The sequence below is a fragment of the Tropicimonas sp. IMCC34043 genome (assembly GCF_003390845.1).
Lineage (GTDB): Bacteria > Pseudomonadota > Alphaproteobacteria > Rhodobacterales > Rhodobacteraceae > Tropicimonas.
This window is the reverse complement of sequence record NZ_QMEK01000002.1, coordinates 528,784-549,757: the sequence shown is the minus strand read 5'-3', so window position 1 is coordinate 549,757 and position 20,974 is coordinate 528,784. Positions and strand designations below refer to the sequence as shown.

The following is a 20,974-nucleotide window of genomic DNA, read 5'->3' as shown; positions in this document are numbered from 1 at the left end:
GCGATGACTTTCGCCCTATGCGACACAGGCCGCTATATAGTCCTGCATCAGGGACTCGACCGCGGCAAGCACCAGTTCCCGCGCCTGTGCGGGTTGCGTCCCGGTTCGAACGCTTTGGTAACGCGCGCCAAGATATTGCCCGATCAGCGTCTCGGGCAGAACCACGCCGTCCAGCAGCGACAACAGGTCATTTGCAGCCCCGGTCGCCCGCGGATCAGGCCAGTAATAGCGGATGCGGTCGCTGTAGGAGAAGTGCCGCTGCAGCGCGCGTTCGGCCTCGGTTCCCTCGTAATATCTGTCCCAGTTCGCGGGATCCGCCAGCATCACCTGTTCCATGGCCTGACGCAGCGTGACGGAGCGGACGCCGGGAAACAACTCCTCCGCGATCGCGTCGAGCCCATAGAGCGCCTCGCGCATGCGAAACGTCAGCCCCGGCCCGACCTTCAGGATGGAAAACCCGTCGCGGACCAGCGCGGTCAGCGCCTCGCGGGTCTGGTAATCGGTCGAATGCGCCTCGAATATGATGCCGGGGACATCATCGAGGACCTTGCTCAGGCCCTGCGCAGCGGCGGAGACGTAATCCACCACGTTGTGATTGCCGAATTCGACGCCGGGCTGCACCACGACGCCGACCACACGGTCGAAAGCATCCGAAAGACCCGACGCCGCAAAGGCGGCCCTGTGGACACGGATCGTCTCCAGCGCCGCGTCGGGTGCGGTCAGTTCCAGCGCCTCGATCTCCTCCATCGCGCCACCGGGGATCGGCACTTCTGTCCCGATGATATAGACGGGCTTTGGCGTATCGCCCCCCGGCAGCGCGGCCTCGGCCACCGCGGCAAGGCGCGCCGCACGTGCGGCGGTCTGGGTATCGTCCAGCGCCGGCGCTTCGCCCGCGCATCCCATCGAGCAATCGAGGTGCAGCTTGGTGAAGCCTGCGGCGGCAAAGGCGCGGATCATGACCTCGGCCTTGGCCATCGCCTGTTCCGCCGGAAGCGACTTCCACGGATTGGGTCCAAGATGGTCGCCGCCAAGGATCATCCGGTCCTTCGGAAACCCGACCCTCTCGGCAACGACCTCGGCAAAGGCGCGAAAATCCGATGGGGTCATGCCGGTGTAGCCGCCGTCCTGGTTGACCTGATTGCAGGTCGCCTCGATCAGCAGGGGCAGCGGCGTCGGCAATGTGGCCCGCATTGCGGCCTCCAGCACCATCGGATGGGCGGAACAGACCGAGGGAATGCCCGACGGGCCGGTGCGGCCGCGCCATGTGGCAATGTCATGCAGGGGATTGACCATCATCATTCATCCTTCCGTTCTGCGGCACAAGGCGTCGAGTTCTGCCCGCGTCGAGGTGCCCTCCATCGGTCCGAGCACCGTGACCGCGCGCGCGCCTGCGGCGTTGGCATAGTGCAGCGCTGCTTCGGGATCGGCACCGGAAAGCCAGAAGCTGACGAATGTGCCGCCGAAGCTGTCGCCAGCGCCGGTCGGGTCCAGTTCCTCGACAGAAAGGGCCGCGACATCCAGTTTCCTGCCGGCGCTGACGTATCGCGCGCCGCGACTGCCGTTCTTGATCACGATCTCGCCGATCCCGCGGCCAAGCAGTTCGTCTGCCGCCGCGTCCGGCTCGCTGGCGTCGGTGAACAGGAACAGTTCCTCGCCCGAGGGCAGAAACAAGTCGGTCTGCGCCAGGACCTCGTCGAGCGCCGCGCGAAGACCCGGCGTCCCGAGGATCTCGGGCCGGAGGTTCGGATCGAAGGACAGCGTGCCGCCGCGCGCCTTGATCCGCGCCAGCGCCGCAAGGGCCGTGTCCTTCAGCCCCGGCGAGGACAGCGCGGTGCCCATGATGTGCAGATGGTCGCAAGAATCGAAAAGCGCGTCGGCGGCAGGGGTGATCGGCACAGTCCCGCAGGCGCTGTGGGCGATGTTGAACACGAACTTCCGGCTGCCGTCGTTGCGGTATCGCACAAAGGCGCTGCCGGTCGTTTCGCCGGTCGCAACCTCGACGCCCGATACATCGACCCCGTCAGCCGTCAGCCGTTCGATATTGAGGGCGCCGAAATCGTCTGCACCGACCCGCGAGACAATGGCAGCGGGCGTCCCGAGCTTTCCCACCTGATCGATGAAGATCGCCGGGGCGCCCGAGGGGAACGGGCCGACCAGCGGTTGCGGCTCGAGAAACCCGTCGCCCCTGGTCGTGGCGACGATCTCGACCAGTATCTCGCCGACCGTCAGAACCTTCTTGACCATGGCTCAGGCCCGCCTCTGCTTGGAGCGCACATCGAGATAGACGGCGATGATGATGACCAGCCCTTTTACGATCAGCTGATAGAAATATGGCACCGAAAGCATGTTCATGCCATTGTTCAGCGCCCCGATGATAAGGGCGCCAAGCAGTGTGCCGATCATGGTCCCGACGCCACCGGCAAGGCTGGTGCCGCCCAGAACAGCCGCGGCAATCGCATCGAGTTCATAGCTCAAGCCGGCATTCGTCTGGGCGGAATAGAGCCGCGACGACAGCAGGACGCCCGACACGGCCGCCATGGTCCCGGAGATCATGAAGACGATCATCTTGATCCGGTCGACGTTGATGCCCGAGTAGAGCGCCGCCTCGCGGTTGCCGCCGGTCAGATAGGTTCGGCGCCCGAAGGTGGTGCGCGACAGCAGGATGTGATTGGCCACGAAAAGCACGAACACGATCCAGATGATGATCGGAATACCAAGGAAGCTCTCGCCGCCGATCGCCGTCCAGGACGGGTCCATGATCATTTCCGGGGCGCCGTTGGTCGGCAGACTGACCAGACCGCGATAGATGCTCATGGTGGCGACGGTGACGATGAAGCTTGGCAGCAGCAGCTTGGCTGTCAGCGCACCGTTGATCAGCCCCATGAGCGCCCCCGAGCCCAGCGTCAGCAGCAGCGCCGGTACGAACCCCCAGCCAAGCCCGATCACCTGGGCGCCGACCATTCCCGCAACCGCAATGATCGACCCGATGGACAGGTCGATCTCGCCCAGCAGAATGACCCAGGTCATCCCGAATGCCGCGATGGCGATCACCGACACCTGCTGGAGGATATTGGTAAGGTTCGCCACCGACATGAAGCGCGGATTGGCGAAGGAAAAGATGACACACAGGATCACCAGCGACAGAAAGATGCCGGCGTACTGGCGCATGAAACTTCTGAGCTGAACGCGGCGGGCCGCGATATCGGCAGTCTGGTTCATTTATGTTGTCCCGTTGCATATGCCATCACGCGCTCTGGCGTCAGACCGGCACTTTCCTTTGTGGCACCGACCCGACCCTCCGACATGATCACGACCCGGTCCGACATCCCGAGGATTTCGGGCATTTCCGAGGAAACCATGACGATCGCAGTACCCTGCGCGGCAAGTCGGCGAATGATGCGGTAGATTTCGAATTTTGCGCCGACGTCGACACCGCGGGTCGGCTCGTCCAGGATCAGAACCCGCGGGTTGGTAGCCAGCCACTTGGCGACCACGACCTTTTGCTGGTTACCCCCCGAAAGCGTCCCGGCGCGGGTCTCGATGGAGTTTGCGCGAATTGCCAGACGCTCGATCGCCTGCTGCGCCTCCGTCGTTTCCTTGCGGGATTTCAGGAAGCCCCCGCGCGTCGTGAAATCCTGCAGCGCCGCCATGGTGACGTTGGCACGCAGCGAATGCGACCGGACGAGGCCCTGTTCGCCGCGGTTCTCGGTCAGAAACGCCATGCCGTGGCCGATGGCTTCGGCGGGCGATGAAATCGTGACCGCCTTGCCGTCCAGAACCACACGCCCCTCGGCCGCCGTCATGCCAAAGAGCGCGTTCATCACTTCCGACCGGCCGGACCCCACGAGCCCGAAGAAGCCGAGGATCTCGCCCGGGCGCACCGTAAACGAGACGTCTTCGAATTCGCCCGGCCGGGAAAGACCTTCGGCGACAAGGACAGGCGCCACTGCCTCGCCCGGCGCTTCGCTTTCGCGTGGCGGATAGATTTCGTTCATCTGGCGCCCGACCATCAATGCGATCAGTTGCTCGACGGTCGCATCGCCACGTTCGACGGTGGTCACATATTCGCCGTCGCGCATCACCGTGATGTCGTCGGACAGGCGCATGATCTCTTCCATGCGGTGCGAGATATAGATCACCGCCTTTCCCTCGCGCGTGAGGCGGCCGATGATCTGGAACAGGATCTCGGATTCAGCGCCGGTCAGCGAGGAGGTCGGCTCATCCAGAATGACGATCCGGGCGTCGTGACTGAGGCCTTTTGCGATCTCGACGAGCTGGCGTTGCGCCATAGACAGGTCGATGACCCGCGCCCGCACGTCGATTGGCAGACCCAGATCGCGCACCAGCGCCTCGGCGGTCTGGAATAGCTTTCGGTCACTGATGAATCCGGCCCGCGACGGTTCGCGCATCGCCAGGATGTTTTCGGCAACCGTCAGGTTGTTGCACAGGCTCAGCTCCTGAAAAACGATCGCCAGTCCGTTTTCGGCGGCTTCCAGCGGCGTCTGCGGCGCATAGGGCTTTCCAGCCAGTTCGATGCTGCCTCCTGTCGCCGGATAGATCCCCGAAAGGATCTTCATCAACGTCGATTTACCCGCACCGTTCTCGCCCAGAAGCGTGTGAACCCTTCCACTGCGGACGGTCAGGTCCATGCTTTTCAGGGCCTGAACCGGTCCAAAGCTTTTGCAGACACCGGAAAGCGTCAGCACGATGTCGGAATCGTTCTGTGCCAAGACCAAGATCTCCGAGGGAATGGAATAAGGGGCCGCATCGCCTCACACGGGCCGCCGAGGGGGGGGGGAACGGCGGTGCGTGGCGATGCGGCGGGACGGGAGTTTTTACGATCCCGTGTAGACGCCAGGTGCGATCGGCTGCTCGGCCGGAACCTCTTCACCGGCCATGATCTTGATGGCGGTGTCGACGGCCTCCTTGCCCATCTGGGCCGGGAACTGCTGGATGACACCGACCATGACGGGGTTGGTGTCCACGGCATTGCGGGCTTCTTCCATCCCGTCGAAGCCGATGACCTTCACCTGGTCTTCGAGTCCGGCGGACTTGACCGCGACGGCCGCGGCCAGAGCGGCATCATCCCCGAAACCGAAGATACCGGTGATATCGGGATTGGCCTGCAGCATGTTCTGGGCAACGGCCAGGGCTTCGGCGCGGGTGATCCCGGTCTGCTGGGCAACGATCTCGATGTCCGGGAAGGATTCGAGGCCTTTCTTGAACCCGTCGATACGGGCAACGACCGATTGCACGGTCGGGTAGTCGATGATCGCGACCTTGCCCTTGCCACCAAGTTCCTTGCCCATCAGCTCGGCCGCCTTGACGCCGCCGACATAGTTGTCGGTGCCGATATAGGAGGTCACGTCGACACCCTTGGCGGGCACGTCAACGGTGACAACCTTGATCCCGGCTTTCTCGGCTTTCAGGATGATCGGCAGCACACCGGCGCTGTCGACCGGCGAAATCACGATCACGTCGACACCGCTGACGATGAAGTCCTCAACATCGGCGAGTTGTTTCGAAAGATCCTGGTTGGCGATGGAAACCTTGAGCGGAACGCCCTGGGCTTCGGCTTCGGCGACCATGGCACCGGCAAGTTCGATATAGAACGGATGCTGCTGCGTCAGAAGTGACGCGCCAATTCCATCGGCCCAGGCGCCGCCGGCGGCCAGGACCAGTGCGCTGGTTGCGAGAAGAGTCTTGAGGGTACGTGCGACTGACATGGTTTCCTCCCAGATGTCAGGTGTCTCGGCAGAGCAGGCTTTTTTGTGTCGTCACGACTCCACCCTCCGCGACGCGCTCCTCGTGTAGCGTTATTTCTTTACACGTGTCAACTTTAAAGTTTTCACGATGCGTGGCGCCTCCTGCCGTTGCTGACAGGATGCTGGTATTCCTGGTGCAGATGAGCGGCGGTGTTGGCTTTGGAAAGCCGTGCCTCCCATGGCTCGATCTTCTGACTCCAAGCCCGATCGGCCTTGCTTCTCGCAGCCGAGTCCGAATCCGTATGCAGGGATATCCACACCGTTTCACGCAGCTCGACGCTCTTGCATCGTGCGGGAACGCGGCGTCTGAGATGGAACGTGCCACCCCGCTTCGTGACCCCAAATTCGCCCGCTCCCCCGCATTTGTGCAGCGGCTTGCGCAGCACATAGTGCATCAAATCAGGCGGACGTTTGACGAATGCCTTAGCGAGAACAAATTTTTATGTTTTATTTTCAATTAGTTGATTAATGCTGCGACGCAGATAGCGGCGGATGGGATGGGAGTGAAACCCGACGCTGCCGAAACCAACGGTATTGAAAACCTTTGAACGGTAGACAGCTGGTCACCCGGTCCGGACCATACCGGATCAGATTTTTTTCCCAGCAAGATCAAGAACGATGCGCCACTGCAGTCTGGACTGCAGGGCGGGCCGGGGGCAGGCATTTCCTGCCCCCGGTCTCATTGGCTCAGGCCTTGAAAAATGCCAGAAGGTCGGCATTCACCATGTCGGGATGTGTCGCGAAGGGGGCATGCGAAAGGCCCGGATAGGTCTTGAGCGTGCCGTTCTGCAGAAGTTTGATCGCCTTGTGCGCGGAATTCGCGATCGGCACGATCTGATCATCCTCGCCGTGCATCACCAGGACCGGGACGGATATCGCCGTCAGGTCTTCGGTGAAGTCGGTCTCCGAAAAGGCCTTGATGCAGTCGTAATGCGCTTTGGCCCCACCCATCATGCCCTGCCGCCACCAGTTCTGGATCTGACCCTGGCTGACCTTGGCGCCTTCGCGGTTGAAGCCGAAGAACGGACCCGAGGGAATGTCGAGGAAGAACTGCGCCCGGTTGGCGAGCAGTGACGCGCGGAAGCCGTCGAAGACCTCCATCGGGATGCCGTCGGGGTTTGCCTCGGAGGCCACCATGACGGGGGGCACTGCGCCGATCAGCACGGCCTTGGCGAGGCGTCCGGGCTCGGCGCGCGCGGCATAGCGGGCAACCTCGCCCCCGCCGGTCGAATGGCCGATATGGATCGCGTTCTTCAGGTCCAGCGTGCGGGCTAGCTCAACCACGTCCTGGGCGTATGTGTCCATCTCGTTGCCAGTGTCGGTCTGGTCGGACCGGCCGTGGCCGCGGCGGTCATGGGCGACGACGCGGTAGCCCTGCTCGAGGAAGTAGAGCATCTGGGTGTCCCAGTCGTCGCTCGAAAGCGGCCAGCCGTGGTGGAAGACAATGGGCTGCGCATCGCGGGGACCCCAGTCCTTGTAAAAGATGTTCGTTCCGTCGGCAGTCGTGAATGTAGCCATGATCAGGTCTCTCTCAGTGTTTGCGTTAGAGGTACGGCTCAGGATAAGCAGGGCGGCCGCAGCGGCCCCGGTGGCAATCAGCGTCCGTCTGGTGAGCGTCGGGTTCATTGCAGCGCCTTTCGTTTCAGTATGGACAAGTTACGTCCTGATTGGCAGGAAAGGACGTGGCGGAAATGCCAATAATCGAGGCCTATCGGACAATGGCACAGAAAACGGACCTCGTGGCCGATATCGGCCTTCTGATCTATCCGGGCTGCGCTCTGGCCGCGATTCACGGGCTGACCGACCTGTTCCGGATCGCCGAAGACTGGACGGGGGAGGACAAGCGCGGCTTTCGGGTCTCACATTGGCAGGCTGACGACGAGGGGGTCATTTGCGTCTGGGACAGCCATCCTGGCACGGACCATCGGTTGACACATGTGATCGCTCCGCCCAGCATCGTTATGCCCGAGCGCATGGCGCCTGCGCCCGTCGAGGCTGCCTTTCTGCGCGACCGGCATACCGCCGGGGCAACGCTCTGTTCGGTCTGTGCGGGGGCCTTCGTGCTCGCGGAAACCGGGCTGATCGACGGCCGCCGCGCGACCACGCACTGGGCCTTTGCCAGCCAACTGGCGCAACGCTTCCCCAAAGTGCACCTGGCCGACGAGCACATGGTTCTGGAGGACGGCGACATCGTGACCGCGGGCGGCATCCTCGCCTGGGCCGATCTTGGCCTAACCCTGGTCGGCCGGCTGCTTGGGCCGTCCACGATGCTGGCCACCGCGCGCTTTCTGCTGATCGAGCCACCCCGGCACAGCCAGCGGCCCTTTGCGCAGTTCGTTCCGCGCTTTGACCATGGCGACGATGCGATCCGGGCCAGCCAGCATCGGATCCACGCCCATGCCGCGACGCTGCGAGGGGTGGCCGATCTTGCCGATCAGGCGGGCATGACCCCCCGCACCTATTTGCGCCGGTTCAGCGCGGCGACGGGGTTCACGCCGGTGGAATACCTCCAACAGGTCCGCATCGCCAAGGCACGCGAAGCGCTGGAGCGTTCGCTGACACCGGTCGACCGAATTGCCTGGGACGTGGGCTATTCCGACCCCGCAGCGTTCCGCAAACTCTTTCAGAAACTGACGGGCCTGCCGCCTGCCGCCTATCGCCAGCAGTTCGGCATCGCGGGCTGAATGCTGCCTAGCCCGGGTTCAGGCAGTGCAGCGTTCATTTCGCGAACGTGACGTTGGGGCCGATGGCATCGGCCACGGCCTGCGGCGACGCGCTCCCGATGGCGGCCGTCAGCCCTTCCATCGCATGGGCCATCGCTTCTTCGCGAGACGCCGGCGGGGACGCGATGTTGAGAGGTCACGCCTGCGCGACTACACCCGCGCGCGCCCGGCACTCTCGCGCACGAGGGACAGGAAGGCCGCGAACCCGGCAGACGGGTTGCGCCGGCCGGGGTAGTACAGGCTGAAGCCGGGGCGCGGCGGGGTCCAGTCCTCCAGTAGCCGGATCATGCGTCCGGCCGAGAGATCGTCGGCCACGTCGGTTTCGATGAAATAGCCGATCCCGGCCCCCGCCAGAATGGCGCTGCGGGCGATGCCCGGCTCGTCTAGGGTCACCCGACCCTTCGCCTCGAACAGAACCCGGTTGCCATCCTTCTCGAGGGGCCACCGCAGCAGCACGCCGTTCGGCAGCCGCACGCGAAGGCACTGCCCGGGGTCGAGGTCGGCCGGTGACGTCGGCGCATGGTGGCTTTCGAGCCAACCGGGCGAGGCCGCCACGACGTGGCGATGCGGCAAGCCCAGCGGTAACGCGATCATGTCGCGCGGCACCAGATCGGCGGTCCGAATCCCGAGGTCAAAGCCCTCGGCCACGATGTCCACGAGCTGTCCCTCGGTTACCAGATCGACCTGCATGTCCGGATAGCGGCGCAGGAACTCCAGCACGAGCGGCGCCACCTGACGGCCTGCCTGCACAGAGGCATTGATCCGCAACAGCCCCGCCGGGGTCTCGCGCTGCGATCTGGCGTCGTCCATCGCCGCACGGATCTCGAACATCGCGGGACCGACGCGCGCCACGAAGTCGCGCCCCGCGTCGGTCAGGGACACGCTGCGCGTGGTCCGGTTGAAGAGCCGCACTCCGAGGCTCGTCTCGAGCCGCCCGACCGCATGCGACAGTGCGGTGGTCGACATGCCCAGATCGACCGCCGCCGCGCGAAACGTGCCGCGCCGCGCAATGGTCAGGACGGCGTCCAGCGCCTTCAGTCCGGCATCCATGATTATCCTGCTTCTGTCATCATTTCATCCAAAATTATCCCGGTTATGCGGACAACAGTCGAGGCCTATCTTCCCGGAACAACCTCAAGGAGCATCAAGATGACCCTTCCCCCCCCTGTCGCGGCCTATTTCTCGGCACGAGACGACGCCGCCCTCGCCGCAGCCTTCGCCCCCGACTCCGAAGTTCGGGACGAGGGCGAGACGCATCGCGGGATCGCGGCGATCCGCGCCTGGTGGCTGGCCGCGAAGGCGAAATACAACCACACCGCCGAGCCACTGGAGCTGAGGGAAACGGATGGCACCGCGGTCGTCCGGGCGCGCGTTACCGGCGACTTCCCCGGCAGCCCGGCGGTCCTGCACTTCGCCTTCGGCCTCGAGGGCGACCGGATCCGCGACCTGAGGATCGGCGCATGACTCCGTTCCTGACGCTTGCGGGGAAACGCGCCCTCGTCACGGCCGGCACTCAGGGGGCAGGCGCGGCAACCGTCGCCCTGTTCGAGGAGCTGGGCGCGACAATTCTGACGACGGCGCGCAAACGTCCTGCAGGCTTGCGCGAGGAAACCTTCGTCGCCGCCGACCTGACGACCCTGGAGGGCGTCGAAACGGTGGCGGATGCTGTGCGCGACCGGCTGGGCGGGGTCGACATCCTGGTACACATGCTGGGCGGCTCTTCCGCGCCCGCCGGAGGCTTTGCCGCCCTGGGCGAGTCGGAGTGGCAGGCCGAATTGGACATCAACCTGTTTCCGGCCGTTCGCCTCGACCGGGTGCTGCTGCCCGGCATGGTGGCCCAGGGCTCCGGCGTGGTGGTTCACGTCACATCGATCCAGCGTCTCCTGCCCTTGCCCGAGGCGACCACCGCCTATGCCGCCGCCAAGGCGGCACTTTCAGTCTACAGCAAGAGCCTCTCGAAGGAAGTCGCCCCGAAAGGCGTACGCGTCGTGCGCGTGTCGCCGGGCTGGATCGAGACCGAAGCGTCGATCCGGTTGGCAGAAAGGCTCGCGACGGAAGCGGGCACCGACCTGGAGGGCGGCAAGAAGATCATCATGCAGAGCCTCGGGGGCATCCCGCTCGGCCGCCCCTCGACGCCTGCCGAGATCGCCAACCTCATCGCATTCCTCGCATCCGAACGAGCCGGAAGCATCACCGGGACGGAGTATGTGATCGACGGAGGCACCGTTCCCACCGCGTGAGGGCGGAACGGAGCACGGACGCCCCCCGAAAGTCGTCGCAGCTTTTTGGGGAGAGTGACGGGAAACACAGGCGATGGCGGCGGCGATAGCTTTTGTGGCAGCTTCATGGGGCCCGGAGAAGGTGCCGGCCCGTGATGTCGAGTGTGCCGTCTGCTCTGCAGGGCGGGAGGGTTTCTCCCGAAAGCCCTTTGCGCGCGCTTATCGCACGATGACCCGTCATATCACGCCTCGGCGGAGCGGCAGCCCCGGCAGAACCTTGAGGGTCAGGCGGGCCAGGATTGCCGCGTCGCTACAGGCCCGCTGGCCGCCGTGCCGTGCGGACGCGGCTTCCCACGGCATCGAGGGATCGAACCGGACAGTCAGCGACCCCCGCTGCCTCAGAGCCCGATTGGAGCTTTGCCAGTTGGCGGTCTTGTACGTCGTCTTCGCAGGTCGGCTCATGCCCGGTCGCTGGCATGGGGAATTCACGAGATGAATCCCCAATGGACTTGCGCGACAACGCCACAGGCAGGCACGAGACGAACATCAGGACTCTGAAGACGTCATCCACAAGGCTTCAAACAACTGCCGCTGCATTGCTGCGAACTCCACACTTTCAATGATCATTCCATAGTTTTCACGCATGGACGAGATCAGGCAAACCTTGTCGTCATAGATGAATGTCGTCATCGACAGGAGGACATTCTCAGGGGCGAAGCGGAGATGGCGCAGATCGCTTGAATCCGATGGCCAAATCGAGGCCACATCCTTTGTGCGCGACCTGATCACCCGCAGCCAAATCCCCTTCTCTATCCGAGAGGCGATAAATTGCTCCATTTCCTCAAGTCCCGGAACATCGCGCAGCTCATCCATGGACAATATCCCCATCAATGTCGGATGCGCCCCTTTGATGGTCAATGTGTCTTTAAGCGCGATTAGAATACCGGCGCGCCCTTCGTAATACCGAATGCGAGGTTTGCCTTTCGCGCGATTGTAGAGCGAGCGCAATTCCGGCATGACCTCGTTGAGCATCTGCTTGCGGGCTTCGATCCGCTCCAGCAATACAGATGGATCTTCGGCGACGACGATGCGCTTGTTGCCGCTCTTCACGATGGCAACGAGACCCTCCTCCTCCAAACGGGAAAGCGCGTCATATGCCGTGGTGCGCACCAGGCCCGCCCGCGTCGCAACATCGGAGATCGGCGCTTCACCCAACTCGATCGCGGCCACATACAACCTGTAGAGCGTGCCACTAATGCCCAACTTCGACAGTTTGCTTTGAAAGTCGTACATCAGGCACTCCCCGGACCGCTAAGCCCATAAAATATTACGGCTTCCCATCGCACACAAGCGAATCTTGCCTGTCGAAAGCACTCGACACGCTACCACGCGCAAGGTGTCGATTCTGGTCGACAGCCCTTCGCGATCCAAAAGATATCGCACAACACGTAAGCATAATCATCAACTTTCGGCTAAAATTTAGACGGTATTCCGGGATATCATCGAATTTTTCGCCCATATTTGACATAGTGCCTCGAAATTGCCACAGAACATGCGTGTCTAAACCAGTCGACTAACCAGAGGTGACCGATGAGTTTCAAAGCGGCAGTGATTCAGGCAGGGGCCGTGCCATTCGATATCGAGGCAAGTCTCGCCAAAGCGGAGGCACTGATCGCCCAGGCCGGGGCGCAGGGCTGTCACCTTGCCGTTTTCCCCGAAGCGTATATTTCGGCCTACCCCAAAGAGCAGACCTACGACATCTCTGTCGGTGTGCGCACTCCTGCGGGCCGTGAAGAGTTCCGTCGCTATGCGGACAGTGCCATTGAAATCCCTGGCGCCGAGACGGATCGTTTGGGGCAAGCGGCGGCCGCAGCCGGGCTTCACCTCGTCATGGGGGTCATCGAACGCGATGCGGGCACCCTGTATTGTACGGTCGTCTTCCTTGGTCCCGACGGGAAGCTTTTGGGCAAGCATCGCAAGCTGATGCCGACCGGCGCAGAGCGTCTGGTCTGGGGGTTTGGCGATGGCTCCACCCTGCCCACGTTCGATACGGACATCGGCAAACTCGGCGCTGTGATCTGCTGGGAAAACTACATGCCAATGATGCGCATGGCCATGTATGGTCAGGGCATCAACCTGTATTGCGCCCCGACCGCCGATGATCGGGACAGCTGGCAGGCGACGATGAAACACATCGCCCTCGAAGGGCGCACGTTTGTGTTTTCAAGCTGCCAGGTGCTTTGGGAAAAAGACTTTCCGGAAGATTATGCGTTCAACCGCACCGACCCCGAACGCATCATGATGCGGGGCGGCAGCGTGATCATTGACCCATTGGGCAATGTCCTTGCCGGACCGCTGTTTGACGAAGAAGGCATCCTGGTCGCGGAGATCGATCTTGACGCCGTGACGCGGGCCAAGCTCGATTTTGACGCCGCCGGGCACTACGCCCGCCCGGACGTTTTTGAGTTGCGGGTGAATACGACCGCCCGGGCGCCGGTCACCTATTCCAGAGCGGATGGGTAAGGGGCCGCGACGATGGCGCAGCCCTCCCCACACCGACACGTCACCCGCCCTCGCACCCGATAAAGGATTCGCCGATGCAGCGCCTGTCCACCTTTATGACCCAAACGCTCGACCTGCTATCGGGGGTCGCATTCGCCGCGGCCCTGCTGATCAACGCCGCCAATGTTGCGGGGCGGTACCTGTTTCACAGTCCGATTTTCTGGGCCGAGGAGGTTACAACCCTGCTGATCATCTGGTCGGTCTGCCTGATGTCATATCGGCTGACCTTGCGGGGGGAAAATCTGTCCGCTGAAATCATCAAACCGCTGCTGCCGCGCTCTGCACAGCGATGGGTCGCGTTTGGCCTTGCCGTCGCTGGCACGGCCCTGTGCGGATATTTCGCCTACAACGCCTACCTCGTTGTCGAACTGGTCGCCCGCTTTTCACAAGTGACCAATGTGGCCGAAATTCCCAAGCAATATGTCAATGGCTCGATCCTCGCAGCCTTCGTCTTGGCGTGCCTTGGCGGCATGACGCGCAGCCTCTCGCTTCTCGTCTCAGACAATCTCCTTAACACCTCCGACCCCATCGAGGTTCAAGACGCACTGGCAGGCTCCAAATGACGCTCATTGCTATCCTCGGCGGCTTGCCGCTGCTTTTGCTGATCATAGGTTTGCCAATCTATCTGGTCCTGCTCACCACCGCGAGCGTCGCGATCATGACGCAGATGAGCGTGCCCGCCACGATGGTGCCGCAAATCATGTTCGGAGGTCTTGATAAATTCGCTTTGCTCTCCGTGCCGTTCTTTATCTTCGCAGGTGAAATCATGTCGCGCGGCGGCGTTTCGCGCCGCATCGTCGATTGCATCCTGATGCTCTGCGGCGGTTTGAAATCTGCCCGACCCATGACTGCCATCGGTGCCAGCGAGTTCTTCGGCGCGGTCTCCGGGTCAAGCCCTGCCACCGTCGCAGCCATCGGTCGGCTGATGTACCCAAGCCTGCGCGAAGGCGGTTACAGCGAGAAGTTTTCGCTTGGCCTCATCACCTCTGCGGGTGGCATCGCCAGTGTCATGCCGCCAAGCATCCTGATGATCCTCTATGCGGCCTCCTCGGAGCAATCCGTCACCGCGCTCTTTGCCGCTGGGATCTTGCCCGCTTTGCTGCTCGGGCTTGTGATTGCCGGATATATCCTTTGGGTGTCGCGCAAGATGACCCCGTCCACCGCCGGCAAACCGCAAAAAGGCGAGGCGTTTTCGCTCCTTCTTGCAGCCCTGCCGGCGCTTGGCACGCCTGTGGTGATCCTTGGCGGCATCTATTCCGGCATATTTTCACCGACGGAATCTGCGGGCGTGGCGGGCCTCTACGGGGTCTTGGTCGCGCGGTTCTTTTATCGCGAAATCACCTGGCGGGAAATCTGGAGCGTCGTGCTCAGCTCTGCCCATCTTACCGCGCAAATCTTGCTCGTCGTCGCGGCCTCTGGGGTGTTTTCATGGGTTCTCACGACCAGTGGCGTTCCACAAACGCTCGTCAATTCTGTCGAAGCCGCATCGAGCGAACCCTGGGTGGTTTTGCTGACCATCAACGTGTTCTTGCTGATCGTCGGCTGTCTGATGGACCCGGTCTCCGCGATTGTTCTTCTGACGCCGATGCTGGTGCCCGTGGTCACGCATCTTGATGTGAACCTTGTCCACTTTGGCGTCATCATGGCCGTGAACCTGAGCATTGGCATGTTCACACCGCCCTTCGGCCTGAACATCTTCACCTCGCATGCCCTGTTTGGCGTTCCGATTTCGCGCATCAGCGCCGGGTTGGTGCCCTTTATCATCCTGCAAACGCTGGCGCTGCTTCTGATCACCTATGTGCCGGCGATCTCCCTCCCCCAAACATTGTTTTGAACCGACACCCCCTCCCTCCCGAACTTCAACATGAATGGAGCTCTCCTATGTCAATTTTGCCCCCCAACCGACGCAGTATGATCAAGGTCGCAAGCGCGTGCCTCTTGCTCGCCACCCTCGGCGGCAGCCCTGCCCTTGCACAAGAGTTCACGATGAAGCTTGCCACGGCCACGGTGAACGATGTGCAAACCGAAGCCATCAAGCGCTTTGCCGCACGGGTCGAGGAACGGTCCGATGGCCGGATCAAGACCGAGCTCTACCCCGCCGCACAGCTTGGGTCGAACGCCCGGATGATCGAGGGTCTGCAATTTGGGACGGTCGAGTTCTACACGGGGCCTGCCGCCTATCTCGTTGGCGTGGACTCGCGCTATCAGGTCACCGACCTTCCCGCCATTTTTGAAGACGCCCGCCACGCCCAACGGGTGTTCAGCGACCCGACCTTTCGCGAAACATTCCTCGACCTCGGCACCGACAAGGGCCTCGTTGGTCTCGGCATATATATCTACGGCAACACGGCCTTTGCGACCGCCTTTGAGGGCGATACGCTTGAGGCATTCAAAGGCAAGAAGCTCCGCGTTCTCGCCTCGAAGGTCGAGCGCAAAGGCGTGGAACTCATGGGCGCCACCGCTGTTCCGATTGACTTCAGCGAGGTTGCCACAGCGTTGCAACAAGGGACCGTGGATGGGATGAAAAGCTCCCCGCCTGCGTTCACCTCTCTCAAACTCTACGACATCGTCGACAATATCACCGCCACCGAAGACGGTGTGATGGGCGAAGTCATGTTGGTCAGCAAGATCTGGTGGGACACTTTGCCAGAAGACCTGCAAGCGATGCTGCGCGAAGAAGCCACAGCTTTGGAGCCGGAGCTTTACGACTACGTTTTGGAAGACCAGGCCAATGCCTACAAAACCTGGGAAGAGATGGGCGGCACCGTCTACTACCTTCCGACAGAAGAGCGCGACGCCCTGCTCTCCGAGATGCGGGAGGCCGTTCTTGAGCTTTTGAACGAAGACCCCAAAAATGCCGAAATGCTCGCGGTCCTGCTTGCCGCAGCAGAGCGCACAACAACGCAATAATATCGCGCTGCCCTGTCATTCATATGGCAGGGCAGCCATGTTTATAGAGAGTTTTCAATGCAATACGATATGATGTCCCTGGAGGCGCGGAAGCGATACAAACTCCTGTCTTCCCTCGTGGTGCCGCGCCCGATCGCATGGGTCTCCACCCATTCCCCCAGTGGCATCATCAACCTTGCCCCCTATAGTTTCTTCAATGTGATGGGCCATGACCCTGCGGTGGTTGCGCTTGGAATCCTCGAACATCCCGAAAAAGCCCTCAAGGACACGGTTCGCAACATCACGGAAACCGGGCGCTTTACGGTAAACCTGGTGACCGAAGAGCTGGCTTCGCTGATGAACCAAACCGCGACGGATCTGCCCTATGCCGAGAGCGAGGCGGACATGGCCGCGGTTGCGCTTTGCCCTGCCGCCACCAATGGGGTTCCAGGCATTGCGCACTCCCCCGTCCGGTTGGAATGCCAGTTGATGCAAACCATATCGACGCGCACGCAACAAAAGATCGTTCTGGGGGAGATCCTGTCTCTTTACATTCACGATGAGCTGATGATCGACCCAAGTACGGCCACAATTGACCTTGACGCGCATACCCCCATTGCACGCATGGGAGGCGCGGGCATCTATTGCAGAACGATGGATCGCTTCAACATCGCGCGCCCGGACAGTCAGACTCAACCCCTTGACTGACCCAATGGGCTGAACGGCCCTCCCAGCACACCGCGGCCATCTTTGCGGGCGTCTCGGTAAACCCGAGGGTTCTGTCGGAAAGTTTTGTCTAGGGTCAGGACCCGTTCTTGTTTCATAGCCAGAACATGACCGTTGCGGCGCGTGCGCTTGCCGAGAGAAAGACCTTGGGGCCGAGGTCGCATCGCGTGGCACCACGTCGCCAATCCTTGAGCCTGCCAAGAATGATCTCGATACCACTGCGCCGTTTGTGACGGCGCTTGTCGTATTTCGCTGTCGCCTTGCGCTGCTTGCGACCGGATATTCAGGCGCCTATCTGCCCTTCGCGCGATCCGGTGGCCAGCCGCTGTTCCACCTGATCAGCCGTCTCTACAAGCGCACCTCGGTCATCGCAGCCATCAACCTCGCCTTCGGCGAATGGCCTGCAGTGCCGCCGACTCGATGCCGTCGCCGACCTGGCCGGTGGACATGACGATCCGGATCGGATGGCCCAGGGCGTCGGTAACGGCGTGCGGTTTGGGGTTCATGCACCTTTGGCTCACCCGATCGGGCGCCCTCGTCCTGGCGATCCTTCTGCGGCTGCTGGCCCTGCACCGCTCCGGCCGGCAGCACCCAGACAACGAGAGCTCTCGGTCCCCTCGGACCGAATGTATCTGACCCTATCCTGTGGCGGCCGACTGGAGTTCCTTGTTCCGGAGCGCCTCAGTCCGCCTTGCTTCTATGATTGCCGGCAGGAACGCGAATTTCGACCGCCCCGCCGCTGGTGGCCTCGGCAACACGGGCTGACCCGCCATGAGCCTCCGCCACTTTTCTGACGATCGCCAAGCCAAGCCCGCAGCCCCCCGACGCATCTTCGCCCACTCGAAAGAACCGGTCGAAAACCCGGTCACGCACCTCTTCGGGAAATCCCTGTCCCGTATCCACCACGCGGATGACCACGTCAGTGTCGCTGAATTCCAACTCCAGTCCAACCTCACCTCCATCCGGGCAACCATAGCGGCTGGCGTTGTCCAGCAGGTTCTCGATTGCCTCCGACAACATGACCGGATCGGCCGAAATCCTGCGCCTGTCTCCAGAGACCTTGAAGGAAACGGAAATGTCGCGCCGCAGTACCCGTTCCGCAAAGCGCCTCGCCTGATCTTCGGCCAGCGCCTGGATATCGACGGCCTGCCAATTGCTCGCGGGCGCGCGCCCGCGTGCCTTTTCCATCGATAGAAGCTGCTGCGTCAGCCGGCCGGTCCGCCTCGCCGTTTCGGCAAGCTCCGCCGCACGGCTGCGAAGCTCCCCCTCGCTCGGCGCGGTCGTGACCGCTTCGGCCTGCGCCTGTATAGCGGCGATCGGATTGCGCAATTGGTGAGCCGCGTCGGAGATAAAGGCGTCGCGCACCGCGAAGGCATCCGACAACCGGCCGAACAGCGAGTTCATTGCCGCAACGAGGCTCCGTACCTCCTTTGGAACCACCCGCCTGATGGGGCGCAGATCATCGGGCGACCGCTCGGCGACGGCCTCTCGCAGTTGCAAGAGCGGCCTGAGCCCAAGATTGATCCCGAACCAGACGAGGAGCGCCGCAGCGGCAACAACCAAGGTCATCAGGATGATCGACTGCACCAGAAGCTCCAGGCTCAGCGCCTTGCGCTGTTTGACGGTCTGCCAGACGTCAACTGTGACCCAGCCACCGAACTGCGGTTCGGCGATGAACTCGCGCAACGTGACCACGCGCACGGATTCGCCGAGACTTTTCGCGTAATAGAAGAACGGGACGCCGGACTTCACTTTGGCCCCATCGGGCCGAGGCGGCTGATCGGAGTAGCCGGTGACGAAGCGTCCCTCCGGTCCTTCAATGCGGTAGTAGACCGGGTCACCGAGTGCGTTTGTCAGGGCATCGAGCAACTGTTCGGTGAGCAGATCGCCCTCACTGAGGACAACGTCGCGGGAAATCGTCAGTGCGACCGCCAGCAATGTATTGTCGTAGAGACGCTGCGAGGTGCGTTCGGCCATTACATAGCGCGCCACGGCGGCGAAGCCCGCGATGACGACCAAGGGCATGATAATCAGGACGAACAGTCGGTTGCGCAGTGACCAGCCGTTCATTTGGCGCCATCGTCGAGAAGGTATCCCAATCCGCGCGCCGTGCGGATCGTGACACCTGTGCCGGTCAGCTTGCGCCGCAATCTCGATACCAGCAGTTCGACGGCATTTGCCTCTACCTCGGATCCCACCCCGTAAAGCGTGTCGGAAATGCGGTCCTTCGACACTATCCGGCCACTGTGTTCCACGAGGCATTCAAACAGGGCAAGCTCGCGCCGAGGCAAATCGACCGCGCCGTCCGGACCAGTCACGGTTCGCGCGATACGGTCGAAGCGCAATTGGCCGACATCCTGTGCACCCGTCTGGATATCCGACCTGCGCCGGGACAGCGCCCTGATCCGCGCGGTAAGCTCAGCCATTTCAAAGGGTTTGACGAGGTAGTCATCGGCGCCCGAATCCAGCCCTTCCACCCGGTCATCGAGTTCGGCGCGGGCCGTGAGCATAATCACGGGGATCGTGCTGCCACGTTTGCGCAGCGCGCGCACCATCTCAAAACCGCTGAGGCCGGGGAGGTTGACGTCGATGATGGCAATGTCCGCGCCCTCGGCTTCGAGAAACCGGCTCGCTTCGGCGCCGTCCGAGAGCCAGTCGACAGCATGACCTTGATCGCGAAGGGAATTCTCGATTCCCTTGGCCAGTCTCTCGTTGTCCTCGATCAGGACGATCCGCATATATTTGTTCCGACAGGTTTTCGACAGGATGCGCTATTATGGTGCCTCGCATCAAGTCGCCCGAGAGAGAAGCCTCTCGGAAGGCTGGTGTCTGGGAGGAGCCGGGCAAAAGAGATCGTTTCTGACGACGGATGGCCCGCACCTCCGGAAATGAAATAGGCGAGGGGAGGAACCCACATGACAGAACTATTCACGACCACGCGACGGGGCGCCATCGGTCTGGCTCTGGGAGCGGCGGCGGCGTTCGGGCTTGCCGGCCCGGCCGCTGCCGAAGTGTCGTTCGAGGGCAAGACCATCGAATGGATCATTCCGTTCTCCGCCGGCGGCGGGTCGGACACCTGGGCGCGGTTCAACGCGCCGCTCCTGAGCAAATATCTTCCCGGCGAGCCGACCGTGGTTGTCGTGAACGAGCCCGGGGGCGGTTCGACCAAGGGCAGCAACCTCTTTGCCGCGCGCGCCAAGCCCGATGGGCTGACCATCCTCGGCACGTCCGGCTCCACGCAGTTCCCCTATCTTCTGGGCGACCCGCGCGTGCGCTACGACTATGCCGACTGGGAGATCGCGATGGCCTCGCCGACCGGCGGAGTCGTCTATACGTCGCCCTCGACCGGGGTGACGAACCCGGACGAAATCGCCAAGCTGGCCGGTCAGAAACTGATCTATGCAAGCCAGGGCGCAACTTCGCTCGATCTCGTTCCGCTGCTTGGCTTCAAGTTGATGGGCCTCGACGTGCAGCACGTCTTCGGCTTCAAGGGTCGCGGCGATGGTCGCCTCGCGTTTGAGCGCGGCGAAACCAACATCGACTACCAGACCTCTTCCGCCTACATCAAGAACGTGGAGCCCCTGGTCGAAGCCGGTACCGCGGTCCCGCTGTTCAGCTGGGGTGCTCTGGACGCGGACGGCAATCTGGTGCGCGACCCGACGTTCCCCGACCTTCCCCATTTCGGCGAAGCCTACGAGATGGTGACCGGCAAGGCGCCCGAAGGTCCGGAATACGATGCCTACTTCGCGTTCTTCACGGCGGGATTCCCGGCGCAGAAGATGGTGTTCCTGCCCAAGGGCACGCCGCAGGAGATCGTCGACGCCTATCAGGCGGCTTTCGAGGCGATGAAGGCGGACCCGGTGTATCAGGACAACAAGGAATCCGTGCTCGGCACATACGAGCAGGTGACCGGTCCGGCCGCCGACACGCTCTTCCAGAAGGGCACGACGATCACCCCTGAACTGCGCAAACAGGTTGTGGACACGCTGGCGGCCGACTACGGCGTCAAGCTGGGTGAAGGCGACTAGGCCGCCACAGATCCGCCGATAGGCCAACGAGATCAAGGCGGCGCGCCGCGACGCGCGAGCGG

General features: G+C 62.4%; 21 protein-coding genes and 2 pseudogenes. 10 read left to right on the top strand and 13 right to left on the bottom strand.

Annotation, left to right across the window (positions count from 1 at the left end; all coding sequences use genetic code 11):
• Positions 1 to 15: 15 nt before the first annotated feature.
• The 7 genes from DQG17_RS12390 to DQG17_RS12360 all read right to left on the bottom strand — a co-directional run bounded on the left by DQG17_RS12390 (position 16) and on the right by DQG17_RS12360 (position 7,283).
• Positions 16 to 1,299: a D-tagatose-bisphosphate aldolase, class II, non-catalytic subunit gene (locus DQG17_RS12390; RefSeq protein WP_232829419.1), complete on the bottom strand. Its 1,284-nt coding sequence runs from the start codon at positions 1,297 to 1,299 to the stop codon at positions 16 to 18.
• A complete protein-coding gene (locus tag DQG17_RS12385; protein ID WP_116133134.1) occupies positions 1,300 to 2,244 on the bottom strand; it encodes a sugar kinase in 945 nt (314 codons plus the stop codon).
• 3 nt (positions 2,245 to 2,247) lie between these two features.
• Complete coding sequence (locus DQG17_RS12380) at positions 2,248 to 3,219, bottom strand: ABC transporter permease (protein ID WP_116133133.1); 972 nt, start codon at positions 3,217 to 3,219, stop codon at positions 2,248 to 2,250.
• Entirely contained in the window at positions 3,216 to 4,730 is a 1,515-nt protein-coding gene (locus tag DQG17_RS12375; protein ID WP_116133132.1) for a sugar ABC transporter ATP-binding protein, read from the bottom strand. The genes DQG17_RS12380 and DQG17_RS12375 overlap by 4 nt, the downstream gene beginning before the upstream one ends.
• Positions 4,731 to 4,835: 105 nt before the next feature.
• Entirely contained in the window at positions 4,836 to 5,726 is an 891-nt protein-coding gene (locus DQG17_RS12370) for a substrate-binding domain-containing protein (RefSeq protein ID WP_116133131.1), read from the bottom strand.
• Between the two features lie 122 nt (positions 5,727 to 5,848).
• Positions 5,849 to 6,160 (bottom strand): DUF6538 domain-containing protein, encoded by a 312-nt coding sequence (locus DQG17_RS22145; protein ID WP_369908024.1) that lies wholly within the window; start codon positions 6,158 to 6,160, stop codon positions 5,849 to 5,851.
• Positions 6,161 to 6,452: 292 nt separating this feature from the next.
• The gene (locus DQG17_RS12360) at positions 6,453 to 7,283 is read right to left on the bottom strand and encodes an alpha/beta fold hydrolase (RefSeq protein ID WP_198666097.1); all 831 of its coding nucleotides are present in this window, start codon (positions 7,281 to 7,283) and stop codon (positions 6,453 to 6,455) included.
• Between the two features lie 173 nt (positions 7,284 to 7,456).
• On the opposite strand from DQG17_RS12360, the gene DQG17_RS12355 reads away from it, so the two are divergent.
• Positions 7,457 to 8,449 carry a GlxA family transcriptional regulator gene (locus DQG17_RS12355; RefSeq protein ID WP_232829418.1) on the top strand — a complete coding sequence of 331 codons (993 nt, stop codon included), beginning with the start codon at positions 7,457 to 7,459 and terminating at the stop codon, positions 8,447 to 8,449.
• A 189-nt stretch (positions 8,450 to 8,638) separates the two neighbouring features.
• Here the strand turns inward: DQG17_RS12355 and DQG17_RS12350 are convergent, their stop codons facing one another.
• Positions 8,639 to 9,538, bottom strand: coding sequence for a LysR substrate-binding domain-containing protein (locus DQG17_RS12350; RefSeq protein ID WP_198666096.1), 900 nt, complete (start codon positions 9,536 to 9,538; stop codon positions 8,639 to 8,641).
• Between the two features lie 99 nt (positions 9,539 to 9,637).
• Here DQG17_RS12350 and DQG17_RS12345 point away from each other — a divergent pair, with 99 nt between their 5' ends.
• Positions 9,638 to 9,952: a nuclear transport factor 2 family protein gene (locus DQG17_RS12345; protein ID WP_116133128.1), complete on the top strand. Its 315-nt coding sequence runs from the start codon at positions 9,638 to 9,640 to the stop codon at positions 9,950 to 9,952.
• Positions 9,949 to 10,728, top strand: a complete 780-nt coding sequence (locus DQG17_RS12340) for an SDR family oxidoreductase (RefSeq protein WP_116133127.1) — start codon at positions 9,949 to 9,951, stop codon at positions 10,726 to 10,728. The genes DQG17_RS12345 and DQG17_RS12340 overlap by 4 nt, the downstream gene beginning before the upstream one ends.
• A gap of 228 nt (positions 10,729 to 10,956) precedes the next feature.
• Here DQG17_RS12340 and DQG17_RS12335 read toward each other — a convergent pair.
• A pseudogene (locus DQG17_RS12335) lies at positions 10,957 to 11,169 on the bottom strand (transposase); the annotation flags it as partial.
• 84 nt (positions 11,170 to 11,253) lie between these two features.
• The gene (locus DQG17_RS12330; RefSeq protein ID WP_116133126.1) at positions 11,254 to 12,000 is read right to left on the bottom strand and encodes a TrmB family transcriptional regulator; all 747 of its coding nucleotides are present in this window, start codon (positions 11,998 to 12,000) and stop codon (positions 11,254 to 11,256) included.
• Positions 12,001 to 12,297: 297 nt separating this feature from the next.
• On the opposite strand from DQG17_RS12330, the gene DQG17_RS12325 reads away from it, so the two are divergent.
• The 6 genes and pseudogenes from DQG17_RS12325 to DQG17_RS21860 all read left to right on the top strand — a co-directional run.
• Positions 12,298 to 13,230 carry a carbon-nitrogen hydrolase family protein gene (locus DQG17_RS12325; protein ID WP_116133125.1) on the top strand — a complete coding sequence of 311 codons (933 nt, stop codon included), beginning with the start codon at positions 12,298 to 12,300 and terminating at the stop codon, positions 13,228 to 13,230.
• A gap of 74 nt (positions 13,231 to 13,304) precedes the next feature.
• Complete coding sequence (locus DQG17_RS12320) at positions 13,305 to 13,832, top strand: TRAP transporter small permease (RefSeq protein WP_116133124.1); 528 nt, start codon at positions 13,305 to 13,307, stop codon at positions 13,830 to 13,832.
• Entirely contained in the window at positions 13,829 to 15,103 is a 1,275-nt protein-coding gene (locus DQG17_RS12315; RefSeq protein ID WP_116133123.1) for a TRAP transporter large permease, read from the top strand. Before DQG17_RS12320 ends, DQG17_RS12315 begins: the two co-directional genes overlap by 4 nt.
• Positions 15,104 to 15,180: 77 nt before the next feature.
• Positions 15,181 to 16,179, top strand: coding sequence for a TRAP transporter substrate-binding protein (locus DQG17_RS12310; protein WP_232829417.1), 999 nt, complete (start codon positions 15,181 to 15,183; stop codon positions 16,177 to 16,179).
• A gap of 57 nt (positions 16,180 to 16,236) precedes the next feature.
• Positions 16,237 to 16,866: a flavin reductase family protein gene (locus DQG17_RS12305; RefSeq protein WP_116133121.1), complete on the top strand. Its 630-nt coding sequence runs from the start codon at positions 16,237 to 16,239 to the stop codon at positions 16,864 to 16,866.
• 310 nt (positions 16,867 to 17,176) lie between these two features.
• A pseudogene (locus DQG17_RS21860) lies at positions 17,177 to 17,293 on the top strand (ATP-binding protein); the annotation flags it as partial.
• On the opposite strand, the gene DQG17_RS21995 reads toward DQG17_RS21860, so the two are convergent.
• From DQG17_RS21995 to DQG17_RS12285, 3 genes are all read right to left on the bottom strand, one after another.
• Entirely contained in the window at positions 17,262 to 17,390 is a 129-nt protein-coding gene (locus DQG17_RS21995; RefSeq protein WP_369908026.1) for a hypothetical protein, read from the bottom strand. The pseudogene DQG17_RS21860 and the gene DQG17_RS21995 sit on opposite strands and share 32 nt — an antisense overlap.
• A gap of 175 nt (positions 17,391 to 17,565) precedes the next feature.
• Complete coding sequence (locus DQG17_RS12290) at positions 17,566 to 18,954, bottom strand: sensor histidine kinase (RefSeq protein WP_116133119.1); 1,389 nt, start codon at positions 18,952 to 18,954, stop codon at positions 17,566 to 17,568.
• The gene (locus DQG17_RS12285; RefSeq protein WP_116133118.1) at positions 18,951 to 19,622 is read right to left on the bottom strand and encodes a response regulator transcription factor; all 672 of its coding nucleotides are present in this window, start codon (positions 19,620 to 19,622) and stop codon (positions 18,951 to 18,953) included. The genes DQG17_RS12290 and DQG17_RS12285 overlap by 4 nt, the downstream gene beginning before the upstream one ends.
• A 177-nt stretch (positions 19,623 to 19,799) precedes the next feature.
• Between DQG17_RS12285 and DQG17_RS12280 the strand changes: the two genes are divergently transcribed.
• Entirely contained in the window at positions 19,800 to 20,912 is a 1,113-nt protein-coding gene (locus DQG17_RS12280) for a tripartite tricarboxylate transporter substrate binding protein (protein WP_116133117.1), read from the top strand.
• The last annotated feature ends 62 nt before the right edge of the window (positions 20,913 to 20,974 follow it).